Raw genomic sequence first — 18073 nt, 5'->3', positions numbered from 1 at the left:
TCACTGCCATCGGGATTGATCGTAAGACAACGGTCTCGGCAAGGAGCATCTAAGCGTCATGAGCAAAGTCGAGAAAGCCATCGCCCTGCCGGTCCGCCGGTTCGTCCCCAGCAGCCAGCTCGTCTTCGGCGCGGCCATCGCCGTGTCGGGCCTGTCGGTCCTCGCCGGCAAGCTGATCGGCGCGCTCGCCTAAGCGCCTGGCGCGCCCCCGCACATGCCGCGGAGCGCCTGCCACTGCGCAGCGTCGAGCGCAGGCGTGTAGCGCACGGCCGGATCGGCGCTTGCCCGGTAGGCGCGTTCGCGCGATTGCGACAGCGGGTGTGCCGACACGTAGGTCAGCAGCTTGCCTGCATTCTCCGGAGACTCGTCCTGTCGCGCCAGTCGCGCGAGCAGCGCTGCGGTGGGAAGCGGCGAAATCTTCGCAAATTGCAAGCGGCCGATCGCATAGCCGTCCGCGCCGGCCTCTGCCTTGTACGAATGGCGGGCATGGAGCAGCGCGCTGCTATAGCCGCTGACGTTGCGCTCGAACCCGCCGAACAGCAGGTCCAACCCATAGTCGCGGATCAGCGCTTCCATCCCGTCGCGATGCGCGACGTGACCGAGTTCGTGCGCGAGAACGCCGGCGATCTCGTCCGGCGATTCCGCGCTCTGGACCAGACCGTCGAACAACACCACCTCGCCGCCAGGGAACGCCGCGGCGTTGATCATCGGCGCGTGGACAACGCGGATGGTGACGTCATCGCCTTGGCGCAGGCGGGCGGCGAGCACCTTGAGCGCTGCCTCGCCCTGCGGAGTCGAGCAAGCATAGGCGCCGAGATTCGCGACGACGAGCCGACCCATCCGCTGCTGGGTCGCCTGCGGGATGAGCCGGGCGAGCAGCGGCGGCAGCTTCAGCGTGAGGCCGAGCACGAACAGGGCGAACACGGCCAGCACCGCCGCTACCCATCCCAGCCTTGCGCGCGAAAGCCACGGGCGTTCGCGGCGCAGCTTGGGTAGGCGGACGGCAATCTCCGCCGGCGGGAATTCGAGGAAGGTGATCCGCCATCCTGGCCGCCCCTTCAGCCCGAAGGCGCGCTCGTGATGCGAATGCCCCTCGGGCTGGAGATCGGCAAAGGCGTAGGGGCCGGGGGCCGCACCGTCGCCCTCCAGGGTGAAGCGCGTCTCGTCGGCGCTCGGTACCAGCGTCGGCATTCGCCGCTGCTGGCTTCGGCCGTCATAATGCCAGACGCGCGTATCCACCGGTCGATCCCCCTTGGTCGCTACCCAATAGCGACCAAGGGTTGACGTCAAGTAACCATCTCGTCGCGGTCAGAGCGCGCTGTTGAAGGTGTCGCACTGGCGCGGGTCGCCGGTCTCCATGCCGCGCTTGAGCCATGCCATGCGCTGCGCCGAGGTGCCGTGGGTGAAGCTGTCCGGCACCACGCTGCCCTGCGCTTCCTTCTGCAGCGTATCGTCGCCGATCGCGTTCGCCGCGGTCATGCCTTCCTCGATGTCGCCCGGCTCCAGCCGGTCGCGGTTGCGCGCCGCCCAGACGCCGGCGTAGCAGTCCGCCTGCAGCTCCAGCTTGACCGACAGGCGGTTGCCCTCGGTCTTGGACGCGCGGGCCTGCGCCTGCGACACTTCGGTCGAGGTGCCGAGCAGATCCTGAATGTGGTGGCCCATCTCGTGCGCGATCACATAGTCGCGAGCGAAATCGCCCTTGGCGCCGAAGCGGTTCTGCAGCTCGTCGAAGAAGCTCGTGTCGATGTACACGCCGTCGTCGCTCGGGCAGTAGAAGGGGCCGACCGCCGAGGTGGCCGCGCCGCAGCCGGTGTTCGCGCCGCCCTGGAAGAACTTGATGGTGGCGGGGCGATAGTCGTCGCGGCCCATCTCCTGGAAGATCTTGCCCCAGGTATCGTCGGTGCTGCGCATCACCCGACACGCTTCCAGCCGGCGCTCGTTCACCCGACATACCTGCTGGCCGGACTTGCCCGCGGTGGGCGAGCGCCCGGCGCTGCCGCCGCCGCTCTGGCCCAGCATGCCGCCGCCGCCGCCCAGCCCGAACATCACCAGCGCGATGATGCCGATCAGCACGATGCCGCCGCAGCCCATGCCGCGGCCGAGGAACATCGGCAGCAGCCCCAGCAGCGGAAAGCCGCCGCCGCCACCGCCGCCGGAGCCCAGGTCCTGCGCATTGTCGGTCGGATCCAGATCATCGAGCCGCATCGGGCCTCCCCTTTTTGTTCGATTGCCGTCACAATGCTTCAGCCGCGCGTGCGTTGCACGTGCTTGTCACGCGGTTAGCCGCGCCACTAACGGCACTCGTATTGCTCCGCAGCATGCTTTGGGTCAGACCCGGTGCATGGCTGATGTTGAGTCCCGCCCGCCCCGTCGTCGTCGCCATGCCGCACCCGGGATGCCGCTGCCCGACACCGTCGCCCTGGTGCTGCAGGGAGGCGGGGCCCTCGGCAGCTTCCAGGCAGGCGTGATCGAGGGACTTGCCTCGGCCGAGATCGAGGTCGATTGGGTGGCGGGCATCTCGATCGGCGCGGTCAACGCCGCCTTGTTCGCCGGCAACCCGCCCCAGCGGCGACTGGAGGCGATCCACGCCTTCTGGGACCAGGTGACCTCGGCGCTGCCCGAATTCCTGCCGTCGCTCAACGATCATGCGAGAGAGATCGCCCATGCCTGGTCGGCCGGGGCGGTGATGCTGGGCGGCGTGCCCGGCTTTTTCCGCCCACGCCCGATCCCGCCGGTCTTCGCCACGCCGGGCACGCCCGAGGCGCTGAGCTTCTACGACACCACGCCGCTACGCGAGACGCTGGATCGGCTGGTCGACTGGGACCTGCTCAACAACGGGCCGGTCCGCCTGTCGGTGGGGGCGGTCAACATCCAGAGCGGCAATTTCCGTTATTTCGATACGCGCGACGAACGCATCGACGCACGGCACATCATGGCCTCTGGTGCGTTGCCGCCGGGGCTGCCGCCGGTCGAGATTGACGGCTGCTGGTATTGGGACGGGGGACTCGTTTCCAATACGCCGCTCACCCACGTCCTCGATCGGCAGGAGGCCGAGATGCTCGTCTTCCAGGTCGACCTGTTCCCCGCCGCCAACGAGCTGCCGCGCACGATGACCGACGTGCTCGGCCGCGAGAAGGAAATCCGCTATTCCAGCCGCACCCGCGCCATCTCCGACGAGCGGCTGCGGCTGCGCAACGCCCGCGAGACGGTGCGGCGCCTGCTGGAAAAGCTGCCGGACCATATCGCCGACGAGCCCGAGGTGAAGGCGGTGCGCGAGCTGGTGACCGAATATCCGGTCAACATCGTCCAGCTGATCTACCGCGCCAAGCTGTGGGAAGGCGATTCGCGCGATTATGAATTCTCTACCCGCACGATGCGCGAGCATTGGGAGGCCGGGCGGATCGCCGTGGCCAATACCATGGCGAATTCGCGCCTCATTGCGCAGAACATCCTTGACGGCGACACCGCCGCGTTCGACCTCACCCCCCGCTAAAAGACTCAAAGGAGTATGCCGATGTTCCTCAAGGGCAAGTCCGCGATCATCACCGGTTCCACCTCGGGCATCGGCCTGGCCTATGCCAAGGCGCTTGCCGCCGAGGGTGCCAATGTGCTGATCAACGGCTTCGGCGACGCCGCCGCCATCGAGAAGGAACGTGCCGCGCTGGCCGAAACCAGCGGCGGCAAGGCGCTGTACGACGCCGCCGACATGACCAAGCCCGACCAGATCGCGGCGATGGTCGCGCGTGCCGAGGCCGAGTTCGGCGCGGTCGACATCGCCATTGCCAATGCCGGCATCCAGCATGTCGCGCCGATCGACGAATTCCCGATCGACAAATGGGATGCGATCCTCGCGATCAACCTCAGCTCGACCTTCCACCTGATGCGCGCGGCGATCCCAGGGATGAAGGCGCGCAAATGGGGCCGGATCATCTCCACCGCCAGCGCACACAGCTTGGTCGCCAGTCCCAACAAGTCGGCCTATGTCACCGCCAAGCACGGGCTGGCCGGTCTCACCAAGACGGCGGCGCTGGAAGTGGCGACCCACGGCATCACGGTGAACTGCATCTCGCCTGGCTATGTCTGGACCCCGTTGGTCGAGAACCAGATCCCCGACACGATGAAGACGCGCGGCCTGACTCGCGAGCAGGTGATCAACGACGTGCTGCTCGATGCCCAGCCGACCAAGCAGTTCGTGCAGCCCGAGCAGGTGGCGGCGCTGGTGGTGTTCCTGTGCCGCGACGAGGCCGCACAGATCACCGGCTCGAACTATTCGATCGACGGCGGCTGGACCGCCGAATGATGCTGCGCACTCTGGTCGCCTTGGGGCTGGGCGCAGCGCTGGTCGGCTGCACCGCCTATCACGAGGCAACCTCGCCGGGGATGGATACCCGCCTTCCCTGGCGCCGGATCGCCACCGACGTCGATCGCACCAAGCTGCGCAACTGGCGCAAGGCGTGGAGCGAGGCGCTGCCGCTCGCCCGCGCCGCCGACGTCAAGCTGATCGAGGGCGACCCCGCGCTGTTCGATCCCGATCGGGCGCTGGAAACGGCGATGCCGCCGGCCGGCGCCTATCGCTGCCGCACCTTCAAGCTGGGCGGCGGCGGCACCGCGGTGACGGCGATCGTCACCTATGACTGGCGGCCCTGCCCGATCACTGCAGACGGCGACCTGCGCCACTTCCGAATCGAGGGGGGCGTACAGCGGCCCGACGGCAATTTCTTCCCCGACGTGGCCGCCCGCGTGACCTTTCTCGGCACGCTGGAGGTGGGCGACGACAGCGCACCGCTCCGCTACGGGCTCGACAACAAGCGTGACCTGATCGGCTATGGCGAGCGGATCGGCGACAAGCGCTGGCGGCTGGTGCTGCCCTATCCGGCGTTCGAATCAAAGGTCGACGTGATCGAGATCGTGCCGACGGTTTGACAGTCGGGCGGGCAGGCGTGACACTCGGGCCCATGATGACAAAGGGGGCCCGATGTTCACGTCTTTCCTGCTGGCCGGGGCGATGAGCCTCGGCACGCCCGCCGCTGCTGGCGCCGCCGCCGATCCGGTGCGCGATGCCACGGCCAAGGCGATGCCGCAGCTGATGGTGCTCTATCGCGACCTGCACGCCCATCCCGAACTCAGCCTGCACGAGGTGCAGACCGCCGCCAAGCTCGCTGCGGCCGCACGCGAGGCGGGCTACGACGTCACCGAGAAGGTCGGCGGTACCGGCGTGGTCGCGGTGCTGCGCAACGGACCGGGCCCGGTGGTGCTGATCCGCGCCGACATGGACGGGCTGCCGGTGGTCGAGAATACCGGGCTGCCCTTCGCCTCCAAGGTCCGCGCGACCACCGACGAGGGGATCGAAAGCGGCGTGATGCATGCCTGCGGGCACGACACGCACATGGCGAGCTGGGTCGGCACGCTGCGCAACCTGGCAGCGATGAAGGATCGCTGGCACGGCACGGTGGTGATGATCGCCCAGCCGGCCGAGGAGCGCGGTCGCGGCGCCAAGGCGATGCTCGACGACGGGCTGTTCACCCGCTTCCCCAAGCCCGGCTACGCGATCGCCTTCCACGACAGCGCCAGCCTGCCCGCCGGGCAGATCGGCGTGACGCCGGGCTATGCGCTGGCCAATGTCGATTCAGTCGACATCGTGGTGAAGGGAGTGGGCGGCCACGGCGCCTATCCGCACACGACCCGCGACCCGATCGTGCTCGCCGCGCGGATCGTCACCACGCTGCAGACCCTGGTCAGCCGCGAGATGGATCCGCAGCAGCCGGCGGTGGTGACGGTGGGCGCGATCCATGGCGGATCGAAGCACAACATCATCGGTAACGACGTGACGATGCTGCTTACCGTGCGCAGCTTCACCCCCGAATCGCGCCAGCAGCTGCTCGACGGCATCACCCGCATCGCCAAGGGCGAGGCGATAGCGGCCGGCGTTCCGGAGGACCGGATGCCGGTGGTGTCGGTGAAGGACGAATATACCCCCGCGACCTTCAACACCCAGCCGCTCGCTGGGCGGCTGCAGGGGCTGTTCACCGCGCGCTTCGGCAAGGACCGGGTGGTGGAGACCAAGGCGGTGATGGGCGGCGAGGATTTCAGCCGCTACTGGCTGGCCGACAAGAGCATCCAGAGCACGATCTTCTGGGTGGGCGGCGTGCCCCAGGCCAAGTGGGACGCCGCCCAAGGCGGCAAGGCGATGCTGCCGTCGCTCCACAGCGCCGAATGGGCGCCCGATGCCGAGGCGGTGGTCAGCACCGCAACCGAGGCGCTGACCGCGGCGGCACTGGATATTTTGAAGCGCTAGGGGAGCGGGAAGGTCAGACGTCGTTATGCGGTTCGTTTCCGCTGCGGCAGAGCGCTCTCGCCAGTGCCCCGAAGATCGTCATCCCGACGAAAGCCGGGATCCATTCGCCTCTCGGCCGCAGCAAGAGCTGAAGGCGAGACCCCAATGGACCCCGGCTTTCGCCGGGGTGACGGTTTGGGAGTAGCGATGGCTGTTATCAGTGCGGCCTGGGATCAAAGCTTGCCGAACACAGCTTCATAGCCTGCCGTATCGCCGGCGGCGAGGAAGCGGGCCTGGTCGGTCCAGCGATCGCGAGTCATGCGGCCCTGGAAGCTGCCGAGCTGCGCATCGAGCGCCTTGGCGCTGGCTTCGTCGAGCGCGGCGAGCTGGGCGAAGCGGGTGATGCCGAGTTCGTTGAGCCGTGCCGCCAGCTTGGGGCCGACGCCCTTCAGTCGGGTGAGATCGTCGCCGCCCGCAGCGGGCGCGGGCTCGACGGGTGCCGGTTCTGCATTGGTGTCCGCCGCGAGCGCCGCCGACGGGGCTGCGACCGGCGCCGCGGCCGCGATCGGCTCGTCGGCGAGGGGGCTGGGCTCGGGCGCGGGGGCCGGCGCTTCGGGTGGGCTCGGTATTTCCGACACCGGTTCGATCGGCTGGGCCGGATCAACGACCTCGAGCTCGCCGCGCTCGTCCAGCTCCTCGCGCGCCTTGCGGCGGCGGATCGCCAGTCGCGTCCCCCAGATCAGGATGAACACCGCCAGCGCCGCGCCGAGCGCGATGAGGACGAAGGACGTGGTCAGCCAGCCGGTCTCGGCGGTCGCGGCGACCGCGCCATAGCCCTGGGAAACCTGATCGTTCATGCGTGCCGCTCCAAGGTTCGCTTGCCTTGCCCCACCCTTAGCGTGCGGTGCGGCCGCGTCCACCCATCTGCGCGGCGGAGCGGGAGGGGCAGGGGGTCAGCGGATCCGGGGCTCGGGCGCCCCGCGGGCGCGCAGGCGGAGCGCGAGCGCGTAGATGATGATCGCGACGCCTGCAAACAGGAACCACTGCACCGCATAGGCGAGGTGGTTGTTGGGCACGCTGGCGATGTCCGGTGGTGCGCTGGGCTGCAGCCCGGGCGCGCCTTGGTCGGAAACCAGCATCAGCGGCTGCGGCGCGGAATCGAAGATGCCCGCGATCAGCGGGCGATGGTCGGGCGCGCGGGTGAGCGTGCCGCTGACGATCCCGCCGGGCCATTGCGGGCGGAACATCGGGTCGCGGGTCACCCCCATGTCGACCAGCAGCGTCGCGTCGGCATGGGTGCGGCAGGTCGCGATCTGCCGCCAGCCCTGCAGGCCCTGCACCCCGCGACCGCCTTGGCGTGCCCAGCCGGTCACCGCCTGGCAGGCCGAACGGGCGTGGCGGAACAGCAGCGATGCATCGGCCGCGCCGCTCTCGATCGTGATCGTCGGCTGCAGCGTGTTGGCGGCGAACATGGCGAGCGCCGCCTCCTTCTGCGTCTTCCGGTCAAGCTGCCAGAAACCGAGCGCGATCATCGTCGCCACCGCCAGGCCGACGAGCAGGGTAGGGATGAGGGGAACGCCGCGCATCTCAGTCCTTGGCGATCCGGCCCTCATGGGCTCGGTTGCGATACTCCAGCGCGAGCAGCAGCCCCTTCGCCACCCGCAGCGAACCCACCACCATCGCCAGCGTGACCGGCGGCCAGATCAGCAGATGTACCCAGAAGGGCGGGGAAAGGCTGAACTCCAGCCACAGTGCCAGCACCGTCACCAGCGCGCCGATGCCAAGGGTGAGGAACACGACCGGCCCATCGCCGACGTTGAACTTCGTGAAATCGAGCCCGCAAGCGGAACAGCGTTCGGCATAAGCGGTGAAGCTGCGAAATAGCGTCTTCGCGCCGCAGCGCGGGCAGCAGCCATAGAGGCCGGAGGCAATTGGGGGCGGCAACGCAGCGCTGCCGCCCCCTTTGGGATCGGGTGTGGTCTCGGTCACGTCAGCCGGCGTGGACCGGCGCGCCCCAACCGCCCCAGACATAGATCGACGCGAACAGGAACAGCCAGACGACGTCGACAAAGTGCCAGTACCAGGCCGCCGCCTCGAAGCCGAAATGCTGGCGCGGGGTGAAGTCGCCGCGATAGGCGCGCACCAGGTTCACGATCAGGAAGATCGTGCCGACGATCACGTGGAAGCCGTGGAATCCCGTCGCCATGAAGAAGGCGCCGCCATAGCTGGAGCCATGCTCGCTCGCCGCCTTGAAGGGGAAGGGGGCTTCCAAATACTCGTACGCCTGCAGGCAGCTGAAGGTGAAGCCGAGGATCACGGTGAGCCACAGGCCCTTCTTCACCGTATCGTTCTCGCCCACGCCGATCAGGCCCCAGATCCCGCGCAGTGCGCCGCCGCGCTCGTTATGGATCAGCCCGTGGTGCGCCCAGGTGACGGTGCAACCCGAGCAGAGCAGGATCAGCGTGTTGAGCAGCGGGAACTGCCAGGCGTCGAGCACTTCCATTCCCTTGGGCGGCCAGGTACCGCCGACCGCCTCGACGGTGGACGGGAAGAGCGAGAAATCGAACCAAGCCCAGAACCAGCCGACGAAGAACATCACTTCGGAGGCGATGAACAGGATCATGCCATAGCGCAGATGGAGCTGGACGATCGGCGTGTGATCGCCGGCATGCGCCTCCTGGATCACCTTGCCCCACCAGCCGAACATGGTGAGCATCACCAAGGCGAAGCCGGTGACGAGCACCAGCAGCCCGTTGGGATATTTGTGCATCCACATCACGCCGCCCGAGGCGAGGATCACGGCACCGAGCGAGCCCAGCAGCGGCCAGATGCTCGGCGGCAGGATATGATACTGGTGGTTCTTTGCTCCAGCCATGGGCGTATCCCAATCCTCTCTCTATTTTGCGCGATGCTAGCTTGGTGTCTTCGGCGAATCCACTGGATAAAATGTATAGGACAAGGTGATCTCCTGGACGTCGCGCGCGTCCGGATCATTCAGGATTTTGGGATCGACGAAGAAGATCACCGGCATGCGGACGGTCTGGCCGGGCTGCAGCGTCTGCTGGGTGAAGCAGAAGCACTGGATCTTGGTGAAATATTTGCCGACCTGCGCGGGCGTGACGTTGAACGTCGCGGTGCCCGTGACCGCGTGATTCGAGGTATTGGTGGCGGTGAAGAACGCCATGTCGCGGCCGCCGATGTCGATCGTGTCCTCGCGGCGCTCGGGCGCGAACTTCCAGGGCAGCTTGGGGCTGACATTGCTGTCGAAGGCGATGGTGATTTTCTGGCCCGTGGCACCCGGTGCGCGCAGGCCGCGCTGGGTGGTGCCGTTGAGCCCGGTCGCCTCGCAGAAGATTCGGTAGAGCGGCACCGCGGCAAAACCCAGCCCGGTCATGCCGCACACCAGCACGGCACCCATCAGGCCGACGCGCAGGTTGCGGCTGATCCTCATCCGCCGTGGCCCAACTGCATCTTCACGATCGAGATCGCGAACACCAGCACCACGAACCCGCCGAGCAGCAGTGCCATCACCCGGGCGCGCGATCGCTGGCGCGCGCGGATCAACTCCAGTTCCGATGCCGGCATATGGTTCACATCCTCTCCGCGGGAATCGTTCATCCGATCCACCTGTCGATCACGAGCGCACCGAATAGCACGAACAGATACAATATCGAGAATTTGAACAGCTGCTTTTCCGGGATCATACGGTCTTCCGGCTCGGTGCGGCGGGTGGCGACCTGGATCGCCATGGCGAGGAAGATGCCGGACATCACCGCGGCGGTGAGGCCATAGACCATGCCGCTCAGCCCCAGCGGCCAGGGTGCGGCGGCGGCGGCGATCATCGGCAGCGTGTAGAGGCCGATCTGGACGCGCGTGGTGCGTTCGCCCGCCACGACCGGGAGCATCGGCACGCCGGCATTGGCGTAATCGGTCTTCACGAACAGCGCGAGCGCCCAGAAATGCGGCGGCGTCCACAGGAAGATCAGCGCGAACAGGAGGACCGGCAGCGTCGCGACGTCGCCCGTCGCCGCCGCCCAGCCGATCAGCGGCGGAAAGGCGCCGGCCGCGCCGCCGATCACGATGTTCTGCGGCGTCCGGCGCTTGAGCCAGATCGTGTAGACGAACACGTAGAACAGGATCGAGACGGCGAGGATCAGCGTCGCGACGAGGTTGATCGCGACATACATCAGCACCAGGCTGAATACCGCGAGCCCCACGCCGAAATGCAGCGCGGACTGGCGGTCCATCCGCCCCGCAGGCAGCGGACGGCCCTGGGTGCGCTTCATCTTGGCGTCGAGATCGGCCTCATACCATTGGTTGAGCGCACCCGCAGCGCCCGCACCCAGCGCAATGCACAGAATCGCGGTGAAGCCGAGCACCGGGTGGATCGGCACCGGCGCGGCCAGCATGCCGCACAGCCCGGTGAAGACGACCAGCGTCATCACCCGGGGTTTGGTGAGGGCAAGGAAATCGCGCCAATCGGCGGGCAGTGCGGGATTGGCGTTGGTCACGGACATCATCGTTCCCGATATACGGCGCAGCCCGCGCGGGCGAAAGAGGTCAGCCGAGTCGCTTGGCGTTAGCCCGCACCTTGCGGCGATAATGTCGCAGAGTCTTGCTCGCCTGCGCCTCGGGCGTACTGCCCAGCCGACCCGTGGCGGCGGCGACCTGCAACTCCCAGGCAGCCTGCATCTTCTCGGCAACCATGCGCTGCGCCTCGGCCGTGGCGCCGGGACCGCCTGCGGCGAGTTTGGTCAGCCGCATCCCGATCACGGTCGACGCCTCGATGCCCAGCATCCAGCTGTCGAGGCCGATCTTCATCCAGTCGGCATAGGGGCTGCGCATCGACGTCTCCAAAAATACTACCGGACCAACGAGCAAACGCGCGAGCGACGCGTCCGGGGGCGTCGCGCAGGATAGCGGACAGAAGTTGCCGAAACCGCTGATGCGCCCATCGCCGCGGCGAGGCCAGCCGATTCGGCTTCGCTCTGCCATGTGGCCTCAGATGCTATTGCAACTGATTATTAGTACGCCTATGCGGCCATCCAAATCAGAACATCTGCATCGGGGCGCATCCATGAACCTATCCTCTCTTCGCCGGGACAGCATCCTGCTGGCCGCGCTGGCCAGCGGCGTCGCCATGCCCGCGGCCGCACAGGCGGTGCAGGGGGAGGACGGCATCGTCGTCACCGGGCGCGCCGCCAATGCCAGCATCCTCGGCGCCGACGTGCCCGCCTTCACCTATCCGCAATCGGTGCGGGTGCTCGACCGCGACCTGATCGACGCGGTGAACCCCACCCGACTCGGCGACCTGTTCGATCTGGCCGGCGGCGTCGCGCGGCAGAATGATTTCGGCGGCCTGTGGGACAAGGTCTCGATCCGCGGCTTTGCCGGCGACGAGAATGCCGGGCCGGACATCCGCCTCAACCGCTTCAGCAGCAATTTCGGCTTCAACGCGCCGATCGACTCGGCAACGATCGAGCGGGTCGAGGTGCTCAAGGGCGCCACCGCCGCGCTGTCGGGCATCGGCGAGCCGGGCGGGGCGATCAACATCGTCACCAAGGCGCCGCTCGATCGCTTCCAGGGCAGGGCCGATCTGAGCGCGGGCAGCTGGAACAGCTGGCGGACGAGCGCCGACGTGACCGGGCCGCTGGCGGAGGGGCTCTCCGCCCGGCTGATCGGCGTGGCGGAGGGGCATGACAGCTTCCGCGACCATGTCGACGGCTCGCGCCGGCTGATCGCGCCGTCGCTCGCCTGGGCGCCGACGGCGGGGCTACGGCTGCTCTATCAGGCCGAATACATGCGCAATACCAGTGTGCTGGACCGCGGTATCGTGGGCATCGGCGGCAATGCTCGGGCGATGGACCGCCGCACCTTCCTGGGCGAGCCGGCAGACGGGCACATCGTGCAGAACGGCTTCTGGCAGCAAGGCAGCCTCTTCGCCGATCTCTCCAAGGACGTGCGGCTCGAGCTCGGCGCCAGCCAGCGCGACGGATCGCTGCGGGGGTTCGGCACGATGGTCGATTTCGGGCCGCGCGGGCTTCAGGCCGACGGCCGCACCGCGGGGCGCGACCGGCGCTATCACGATTTTGCCTGGAACGACCTGTCGCTCCGCGCCGAACTGGCTGCCAAGCTCGAGCTGCTGGGCACGACCCACGATCTGCGAGTCGGCGCCGACCGCGTCCGCTACCATATGGACTTCGTGCTCGACCGCGCGCGCGGCACCCCCACCCGGCCGCTGCTGCCGATCGACCTGTTCGATCCGGTCTATGCCACCACCGCGCTGCCCGTGCCGCCGCCCTTCGCCAGCCGCGACAGCCGCTTCCGCAGCGAGAGCGTCTATGCGCAGGACCTGATCGGGGCGGGGCCGTTCACGCTGCTGCTCGGCGCGCGGTGGAACAGCTTCCGCGAGTCGGTGGTTAACCGGCTGACCGGCGCCAGGCTGAACACGGTGGACAAGGGAGTCACGCCGCGCGCGGCGCTGACGTGGAAGGCCAGCGAGGCGCTGGCTTTCTATGCGAGCTGGGGCGAGTCGCTGCGGCTCAACCCCTCGGACGGCACCAGCACCTTCGATGCGGAGCGTAGCCAGTCGATCGAGGGCGGGGTGAAGTTCGCGCTGTTCGGGCAGCGGCTCACCGGCCAGGCGGCGCTGTTCGACATGATCAAGCGCAACGTGCTCAATCCCAACGCGATCGATCCGTTCGAGAAGACCCAGATCGGGCGGCAGCGCTCGCGCGGGGGCGAGCTGGAGCTGAACTGGAAGGCGGCGAACGACCTGCTCGTCACCGGCACCTATACCCATCTCGACGCCAAGGTGCGCAACGACGTTAATCCCGCGCTGATCGGCACCGCGCTGAGCAACGTGCCGACCGACATGGGCAGCCTGTTCGTGCAGAAGACGCTGGGCCGGGTGGCGCTGGGCGGCGGGGTGACGCATGTCGGGGAACGGGCGGGCGATCCGTTCGGGACCAGCTACCGCCTGCCGGCCTATACGATCGCGCGCGCCAATCTGAGCGTCGCGGTGAACGACCATCTCACGCTGCGAGCCGATGTCGATAACCTGTTCGATGCGTACTACATCGCCAGTTCCTACGCGAATGTCTGGACCACGCCGGGCGCGCCCCGCAGCTTCCGGGTGACGGCGTCGACGCGGTTCTAGCGCCCGGAGCGCTGATCCCGTAGCGAGGGGCGATGGCGGAAAGCGTGTTCCAGTTTCGACCCGAGTGGAAGGAACGGCTGGTGGTGACCGGGCCCGGGGGCGCCTTCGAGCTCGATCTGCCAATGGGCGTTTTGTCGGCCCATCTGCCGAGTGCCGTCACTTGGGCAGAGACGGCACCGGACTGGGCGCGGGACCTGTGGCCGGTGCTCCACGAAGAGCTCGCCCAATGGTGTCTCGACCATGGCGCCGATCTTTATGTGAGCCACGCCGCCACGGCGATCTGGTTGTAGCGTCGGCGCCCCGACCACCGGCATAGAAAAAGCCCCGGAGGCTTCCCCCCGGGGCTTTTGTCGTTCGGCTGCCGCCCGATCAGTCGATCTTGGGCAGCGTCTCGAACTGGTGGAAGGGCGGGGGGCTCGACAGCGTCCATTCGAGCGTGGTCGCGCCTTCGCCCCAGGGATTGGCTTCCGCCTTCTTCCCGGCGAGCAGCGAGTAGATCACGTTGACGAAGAACACCGCCATGCCCGCCGCCATGATCATGTAACCCACGGTCGCCGTGTGATTCCAATAGGCATACTGGTCCGTATAGTCGGGAATGCGGCGCGGCATGCCCTGCAGACCCAGGAAGTGCATCGGGAAGAACAGCAGGTTCACGCCGGCGAAGAACACCCAGAAGTGGATCTGGCCGAGCAGCTCGCTGTACATCTTGCCCGTCATCTTCGGGAACCAGTAGTAGAAGCCCGCGAACAGGCTGAACACTGCGCCCAGCGATAGCACATAGTGGAAGTGGGCGACGACGTAATAGGTGTCCTGCATATAGTCGTCGACGCCGCCATTGGCGAGGACGACGCCGGTCACGCCGCCGACGGTGAACATGAAGATGAAGCCGATCGCCCAGACCATCGGGGTCTTGAAGCTGATCGAGCCGCCCCACATCGTCGCGATCCAGGAGAAGATCTTCACACCGGTCGGCACCGCGATCACCATCGTGGCGGCGGTGAAGTACATCTTCACCTGCACCGGCAGGCCGGTGGTGAACATGTGGTGCGCCCAGACGACGAAGCCGACCAGCCCGATCGCCACCATCGCATACGCCATGCCGAGATAGCCGAACACAGGCTTGCGGCTGAACGTCGCGATGATGTGGCTGATGATGCCGAAGCCCGGCAGGATCATGATGTACACTTCGGGGTGGCCGAAGAACCAGAACAGGTGCTGGTAGAGCACCGGATCGCCGCCATATTGCGGATCGTAGAAGGCGGTGCCGAAGTTGCGATCGGTGATCAGCATGGTGATGGCGGCCGCCAGCACCGGCAGCGCCAGCAGCAGCAGGAAGGCGGTGACCAGCACCGACCAGGCGAACAGCGGCATCTTGTGCAGCGTCATACCCGGCGCGCGCATGTTGAAGATGGTGGTGATGAAATTGATCGCGCCGAGGATCGACGCCGCACCTGCGAGGTGGAGCGAGAAGATCGCGAAATCGACCGACGGTCCCGGCTCGCCATAGGTGGAAAGCGGCGCATAGACCGTCCAGCCGGTGCCGGCACCCACACCGACGAAGGGCGAGAGCATCAGCAGGATGAAGCCCGCGACGGTCAGCCAGAACGAGATGTTGTTCATCCGCGGGAAGGCCATGTCCGGCGCGCCGATCATGATCGGCACGAACCAGTTGCCGAAGCCGCCGATCATCGCCGGCATCACCATGAAGAACACCATGATCAGCCCGTGCGCGGTGATCAGCACGTTCCAGAAGTGCATCGCCTCGTCGAACGTGCCTTCGCCGTGCAGCTTGGCGACCCACCAGGGCAGGTACTGGATGCCCGGCTGCATCAGCTCAGCGCGCATGATGCCCGAGATCGCGCCGCCGATGATCCCCGCGAAGATCGCGAAGATCAGGTAGAGCGTGCCGATGTCCTTGTGGTTGGTCGACATGAACCAGCGCGCGAAGAAGCTGGGCTTGTGATCGGCGTCATGGTCGCCATGCGCATGGTCGTGCGCGGCGGAATAGGGGAGCGCGGTATCGGTCATGGCTCAGTTGCCCGTGTTGCCGGCGCCGGCGGGATTCGCGGTCGCAGGCTTGTTGGACGGTGCCGGAGTGGCGGTGGCGTCGACGGTCGGGGCGGCTTCCACCGCGCCGTTGGCGGTGGCGTCGGTCGCGTCGTTGCCGATGGCGGTGGTGCTCGCCGGCTCGGCCTTGGCGCCCGGCATGGTGCCGCCCTTCGAGGCGACCCACTGCGCGAACTTGGCCGGGCTCACCGCCTCGACCGCGATCGGCATATAGGCATGGCGCGCGCCGCAAAGCTCGGAGCACTGGCCGAAATAGACGCCTTCCTTTTGGATGACGAAGCTCGTCTCGTTGAGCCGGCCCGGGATCGCGTCCAGCTTGATCCAGAAGGCGGGCATCGCCCAGCTGTGGATCACGTCGGTCGCGGTGGTGACGAGGCGGATCGGCACGCCCACCGGCAGCACCACGCGCTGGTCGGTGGCGAGCAGGCGGGGGCCGTCGGCATCGGTGCGATAGCGCTGACCCTTGCCGACCTGCCCCTCTTCCTTGAGCATGTTGGCGGTCAGCTGGATGTTGCCGTTGTCCGGATATTCGTACGACCAGAACCACTGGTTGCCGATCGCCTTCAGCGTCACCGCGCCCTTGGGGGCCGGCTTGAACTGGGCGGCGAGCAGCTTGATCGAGGGGATCGCGATCGCCACCAGGATCAGCACCGGCGCCAGCGTCCAGACGATCTCGATCGCGGTATTGTGGCTGGTGCGCGACGGCGTGGGGTTTGCCGCGCGGCGATAGCGCACGATCACCCAGACGAGCAGCAGCAGCACGAAGATCGAGATGATCGTGATCAGCGGCAGCAGGATGGTGTTGTGGAACCAGTGCGCTTCCTGGCCGGTGGGGGTCACCTGCTGCTGGAGCGAGAAGGCCTTGTCGACCGGCTCGCCGACGCCGGGCACGGCCGTGTGCAGCGGCTTGCCGGCAGCATCGAGCGTCGGGTCGGCGACCTTGGGAGCGGGTGCGGCAGGCGCTGCAGCGGCGGCCGGCGATGCGGCAGGGGCCGGGGCGGCGGGTTGCGCCAGTCCCGGGGAAGCGAAGGCCAGCGTTGAGGCCAGCAAGATCGTCGGTACCAAGAAACTGCGCATAAGGTGTTGTCACCCCTCTCCAGGAACGCACAACCGGGGCATCCTAGCGGCCCTTTGTACCAAAGGTATAGCTGGGAAAAGGCCATGCTCAACCTTTTTCGCGTGCGGTTGCGGTAGCAGCCCCCGCCACTTAAAGGATCGTTCCACCGTTGACTTCAGGAGCCCAGACATTGACCGGAGACGCCATCCTCGACGAATTTCGCGACGCAGGCGCGTTGCTTGAGGGGCATTTTATCCTGTCTTCGGGTTTGCGATCTCCCGTATTTCTCCAGAAGATGCGGATCTTCGAAGACCCCGTCCGCACCGAGCGGGTATGCGGCGCACTGGGCAAGCTGATTCGCGAGACCTTCGGCGAGGTCGACATCGTTGTCTCCCCCGCGATCGGCGGGATCATCCCCGGCTATGAGACGGCGCGCGCGCTCGGCTGCAAGGCGGTGTTCGTCGAGCGCGAGGACGGCGAGTTCCAGCTGCGCCGCAGCTTCGAGATTCCCGAAGGTGCACGTGTCGTGATGGTGGAGGACATCGTCACCACCGGGCTCTCCTCACGCGAGTGCATCGCGGCGATCCGCAAGCACCCCGGCACCCTGGTGGGTGCGGCGTGCATCGTCGATCGCTCGAACGGCAAGGCCGATGTCGGCGTGCCGCTGATCTCGCTGACCAAGCTCGACGTGCCGGCTTATCCGGCCGACCAGCTCCCGCCCGAGCTGGCGGCGATCCCGGCAATCAAGCCGGGGAGCCGGGCGATCACCGCATGACCGGCAAGCTGCGCCTCGGGGTCAATATCGACCATGTCGCGACGGTGCGGAACGCGCGCGGCAGCGGCTATCCCGATCCCGTACGCGCGGCACTGCTCGCCGCCGAGGCGGGCGCGGACGGCATCACCGCGCATCTGCGCGAAGATCGCCGGCACATCACCGATGGCGACATCGCCCGCCTCTCGTCCGAGCTGACCGTGCCGCTCAACCTCGAGATGGCCGCAACCGAGGAGATGCTGGCGATCGCGATTCGGCATCGGCCGCACGCGGTGTGCATCGTGCCGGAGAAGCGTGAGGAGCGGACGACCGAGGGCGGGCTGGATGCCGCGGGCATGTTCGACCTGCTGGCGCCGATGGTCGCGAAGCTGCGCGACAATGGCAGCCGGGTGTCGCTGTTCATCGAGCCCGAGGCGCGTCAGATCGACGCTGCGATCCGCCTCGGTGCGCCGGTCGTCGAGCTGCATACCGGCCGCTATGCCGAACTGGACGGCGAGGACCTCGCGGTGGAGCTCAAGCGGCTGTCCGACGCGGCGGCGCTGGCGGCGCGCAACGGCATCGAGCCGCATGCCGGCCATGGCCTGACCTTCGATAACGTGGTGCCGATCGCAGCGATCCCGCAGGTGATGGAACTCAACATCGGCCATTTCCTGATTGGCGAGGCGATCTTCAACGGACTCGGCCCCGTCGTGCAGCGGATGCGTGCACTGATGGACTCGGCGCGGTGAACCTCTCCCCCTTTCT

The 18073-nt window shown here is 67.2% G+C and carries 21 protein-coding genes; 9 read left to right on the top strand and 12 right to left on the bottom strand.

Going from position 1 to position 18073, the window contains the following annotated elements:
• The first annotated feature begins 58 nt into the window (after positions 1-58).
• The gene (locus ABIC35_RS11930; RefSeq protein ID WP_294253107.1) at positions 59-193 is read left to right on the top strand and encodes a hypothetical protein; all 135 of its coding nucleotides are present in this window, start codon (positions 59-61) and stop codon (positions 191-193) included.
• Here the strand turns inward: ABIC35_RS11930 and ABIC35_RS11925 are convergent.
• Positions 190-1290: a M48 family metallopeptidase gene (locus tag ABIC35_RS11925; protein WP_354278454.1), complete on the bottom strand. Its 1101-nt coding sequence runs from the start codon at positions 1288-1290 to the stop codon at positions 190-192. The genes ABIC35_RS11930 and ABIC35_RS11925 overlap by 4 nt on opposite strands.
• Positions 1291-1308: 18 nt before the next feature.
• Positions 1309-2205: a KPN_02809 family neutral zinc metallopeptidase gene (gene ypfJ, locus ABIC35_RS11920; RefSeq protein ID WP_121072069.1), complete on the bottom strand. Its 897-nt coding sequence runs from the start codon at positions 2203-2205 to the stop codon at positions 1309-1311.
• A gap of 136 nt (positions 2206-2341) precedes the next feature.
• Between ypfJ and ABIC35_RS11915 the strand changes: the two genes are divergently transcribed.
• Genes ABIC35_RS11915 through ABIC35_RS11900 form a run of 4 tightly spaced genes read left to right on the top strand, consistent with a single transcriptional unit; the run spans position 2342 to position 6295 of the window.
• Positions 2342-3493 carry a patatin-like phospholipase family protein gene (locus ABIC35_RS11915; protein ID WP_121072067.1) on the top strand — a complete coding sequence of 384 codons (1152 nt, stop codon included), beginning with the start codon at positions 2342-2344 and terminating at the stop codon, positions 3491-3493.
• Positions 3494-3514: 21 nt separating this feature from the next.
• Positions 3515-4300, top strand: a complete 786-nt coding sequence (locus tag ABIC35_RS11910) for a 3-hydroxybutyrate dehydrogenase (RefSeq protein WP_121078926.1) — start codon at positions 3515-3517, stop codon at positions 4298-4300.
• Positions 4297-4923 carry a DUF4893 domain-containing protein gene (locus ABIC35_RS11905; RefSeq protein WP_121072065.1) on the top strand — a complete coding sequence of 209 codons (627 nt, stop codon included), beginning with the start codon at positions 4297-4299 and terminating at the stop codon, positions 4921-4923. The genes ABIC35_RS11910 and ABIC35_RS11905 overlap by 4 nt, the downstream gene beginning before the upstream one ends.
• Positions 4924-4975: 52 nt before the next feature.
• Positions 4976-6295, top strand: coding sequence for an amidohydrolase (locus ABIC35_RS11900; protein WP_121072063.1), 1320 nt, complete (start codon positions 4976-4978; stop codon positions 6293-6295).
• 212 nt (positions 6296-6507) lie between these two features.
• On the opposite strand, the gene ABIC35_RS11895 is transcribed toward ABIC35_RS11900, so the two are convergent.
• The 8 genes from ABIC35_RS11895 to ABIC35_RS11860 all read right to left on the bottom strand — a co-directional run bounded on the left by ABIC35_RS11895 (position 6508) and on the right by ABIC35_RS11860 (position 11119).
• Positions 6508-7131, bottom strand: coding sequence for a hypothetical protein (locus ABIC35_RS11895; RefSeq protein ID WP_121072061.1), 624 nt, complete (start codon positions 7129-7131; stop codon positions 6508-6510).
• Between the two features lie 96 nt (positions 7132-7227).
• Positions 7228-7860, bottom strand: coding sequence for an SURF1 family protein (locus tag ABIC35_RS11890; RefSeq protein WP_121072059.1), 633 nt, complete (start codon positions 7858-7860; stop codon positions 7228-7230).
• Between the two features lies 1 nt (position 7861).
• The gene (locus ABIC35_RS11885; RefSeq protein WP_354278453.1) at positions 7862-8263 is read right to left on the bottom strand and encodes a DUF983 domain-containing protein; all 402 of its coding nucleotides are present in this window, start codon (positions 8261-8263) and stop codon (positions 7862-7864) included.
• Between the two features lies 1 nt (position 8264).
• Positions 8265-9149, bottom strand: a complete 885-nt coding sequence (locus tag ABIC35_RS11880) for a cytochrome c oxidase subunit 3 (RefSeq protein ID WP_121072055.1) — start codon at positions 9147-9149, stop codon at positions 8265-8267.
• Between the two features lie 36 nt (positions 9150-9185).
• The gene (locus tag ABIC35_RS11875) at positions 9186-9725 is read right to left on the bottom strand and encodes a cytochrome c oxidase assembly protein (protein WP_121072053.1); all 540 of its coding nucleotides are present in this window, start codon (positions 9723-9725) and stop codon (positions 9186-9188) included.
• Positions 9722-9892, bottom strand: coding sequence for a hypothetical protein (locus tag ABIC35_RS11870; protein ID WP_183049246.1), 171 nt, complete (start codon positions 9890-9892; stop codon positions 9722-9724). The genes ABIC35_RS11875 and ABIC35_RS11870 overlap by 4 nt, the downstream gene beginning before the upstream one ends.
• A complete protein-coding gene (locus tag ABIC35_RS11865) occupies positions 9889-10794 on the bottom strand; it encodes a heme o synthase (RefSeq protein ID WP_121072051.1) in 906 nt (301 codons plus the stop codon). The genes ABIC35_RS11870 and ABIC35_RS11865 overlap by 4 nt, the downstream gene beginning before the upstream one ends.
• A 40-nt stretch (positions 10795-10834) precedes the next feature.
• Entirely contained in the window at positions 10835-11119 is a 285-nt protein-coding gene (locus tag ABIC35_RS11860) for a hypothetical protein (protein ID WP_121072049.1), read from the bottom strand.
• Between the two features lie 232 nt (positions 11120-11351).
• Between ABIC35_RS11860 and ABIC35_RS11855 the strand changes: the two genes are divergently transcribed.
• Positions 11352-13433 carry a TonB-dependent siderophore receptor gene (locus tag ABIC35_RS11855; RefSeq protein WP_121072047.1) on the top strand — a complete coding sequence of 694 codons (2082 nt, stop codon included), beginning with the start codon at positions 11352-11354 and terminating at the stop codon, positions 13431-13433.
• A gap of 44 nt (positions 13434-13477) precedes the next feature.
• Positions 13478-13723, top strand: a complete 246-nt coding sequence (locus ABIC35_RS11850; protein ID WP_183049245.1) for a hypothetical protein — start codon at positions 13478-13480, stop codon at positions 13721-13723.
• 79 nt (positions 13724-13802) lie between these two features.
• On the opposite strand, the gene ctaD is transcribed toward ABIC35_RS11850, so the two are convergent.
• Complete coding sequence (gene ctaD / locus ABIC35_RS11845; RefSeq protein WP_121072043.1) at positions 13803-15461, bottom strand: cytochrome c oxidase subunit I; 1659 nt, start codon at positions 15459-15461, stop codon at positions 13803-13805.
• 3 nt (positions 15462-15464) lie between these two features.
• On the bottom strand, positions 15465-16577 hold the full coding sequence (gene coxB / locus ABIC35_RS11840) for a cytochrome c oxidase subunit II (RefSeq protein ID WP_121072041.1): 1113 nt from the start codon (positions 16575-16577) through the stop codon (positions 15465-15467).
• A gap of 170 nt (positions 16578-16747) precedes the next feature.
• On the opposite strand from coxB, the gene pyrE reads away from it, so the two are divergent.
• Positions 16748-17332 (top strand): orotate phosphoribosyltransferase, encoded by a 585-nt coding sequence (gene pyrE, locus ABIC35_RS11835; RefSeq protein ID WP_093296963.1) that lies wholly within the window; start codon positions 16748-16750, stop codon positions 17330-17332.
• Entirely contained in the window at positions 17329-18057 is a 729-nt protein-coding gene (locus tag ABIC35_RS11830) for a pyridoxine 5'-phosphate synthase (RefSeq protein WP_121072039.1), read from the top strand. The genes pyrE and ABIC35_RS11830 overlap by 4 nt, the downstream gene beginning before the upstream one ends.
• Positions 18058-18073: the final 16 nt, after the last annotated feature.

The organism is Sphingomonas trueperi (assembly GCF_040545965.1).
In the GTDB taxonomy this organism is placed as follows: domain Bacteria; phylum Pseudomonadota; class Alphaproteobacteria; order Sphingomonadales; family Sphingomonadaceae; genus Sphingomonas; species Sphingomonas trueperi_C.
This window is presented reverse-complemented; position numbering and strand designations above follow the sequence as displayed.

Excerpts from the sequence above, each read along its gene's own strand:
- ABIC35_RS11910 (WP_121078926.1), top strand. The coding sequence starts at position 3,515 with ATGTTCCTCAAGGGCAAGTCCGCGATCATCACCGGTTCCACCTCGGGC.
- coxB (WP_121072041.1), bottom strand. The coding sequence starts at position 16,577 with ATGCGCAGTTTCTTGGTACCGACGATCTTGCTGGCCTCAACGCTGGCC.
- ABIC35_RS11895 (WP_121072061.1), bottom strand. The coding sequence starts at position 7,131 with ATGAACGATCAGGTTTCCCAGGGCTATGGCGCGGTCGCCGCGACCGCC.
- ABIC35_RS11905 (WP_121072065.1), top strand. The coding sequence starts at position 4,297 with ATGATGCTGCGCACTCTGGTCGCCTTGGGGCTGGGCGCAGCGCTGGTC.
- ABIC35_RS11830 (WP_121072039.1), top strand. The coding sequence starts at position 17,329 with ATGACCGGCAAGCTGCGCCTCGGGGTCAATATCGACCATGTCGCGACG.
- ctaD (WP_121072043.1), bottom strand. The coding sequence starts at position 15,461 with ATGACCGATACCGCGCTCCCCTATTCCGCCGCGCACGACCATGCGCAT.
- ABIC35_RS11930 (WP_294253107.1), top strand. The coding sequence starts at position 59 with ATGAGCAAAGTCGAGAAAGCCATCGCCCTGCCGGTCCGCCGGTTCGTC.
- ABIC35_RS11880 (WP_121072055.1), bottom strand. The coding sequence starts at position 9,149 with ATGGCTGGAGCAAAGAACCACCAGTATCATATCCTGCCGCCGAGCATC.
- ABIC35_RS11870 (WP_183049246.1), bottom strand. The coding sequence starts at position 9,892 with ATGAACGATTCCCGCGGAGAGGATGTGAACCATATGCCGGCATCGGAA.
- ABIC35_RS11855 (WP_121072047.1), top strand. The coding sequence starts at position 11,352 with ATGAACCTATCCTCTCTTCGCCGGGACAGCATCCTGCTGGCCGCGCTG.
- ypfJ (WP_121072069.1), bottom strand. The coding sequence starts at position 2,205 with ATGCGGCTCGATGATCTGGATCCGACCGACAATGCGCAGGACCTGGGC.
- ABIC35_RS11865 (WP_121072051.1), bottom strand. The coding sequence starts at position 10,794 with ATGATGTCCGTGACCAACGCCAATCCCGCACTGCCCGCCGATTGGCGC.
- ABIC35_RS11915 (WP_121072067.1), top strand. The coding sequence starts at position 2,342 with ATGGCTGATGTTGAGTCCCGCCCGCCCCGTCGTCGTCGCCATGCCGCA.
- ABIC35_RS11860 (WP_121072049.1), bottom strand. The coding sequence starts at position 11,119 with ATGCGCAGCCCCTATGCCGACTGGATGAAGATCGGCCTCGACAGCTGG.
- ABIC35_RS11890 (WP_121072059.1), bottom strand. The coding sequence starts at position 7,860 with ATGCGCGGCGTTCCCCTCATCCCTACCCTGCTCGTCGGCCTGGCGGTG.
- ABIC35_RS11900 (WP_121072063.1), top strand. The coding sequence starts at position 4,976 with ATGTTCACGTCTTTCCTGCTGGCCGGGGCGATGAGCCTCGGCACGCCC.
- ABIC35_RS11875 (WP_121072053.1), bottom strand. The coding sequence starts at position 9,725 with ATGAGGATCAGCCGCAACCTGCGCGTCGGCCTGATGGGTGCCGTGCTG.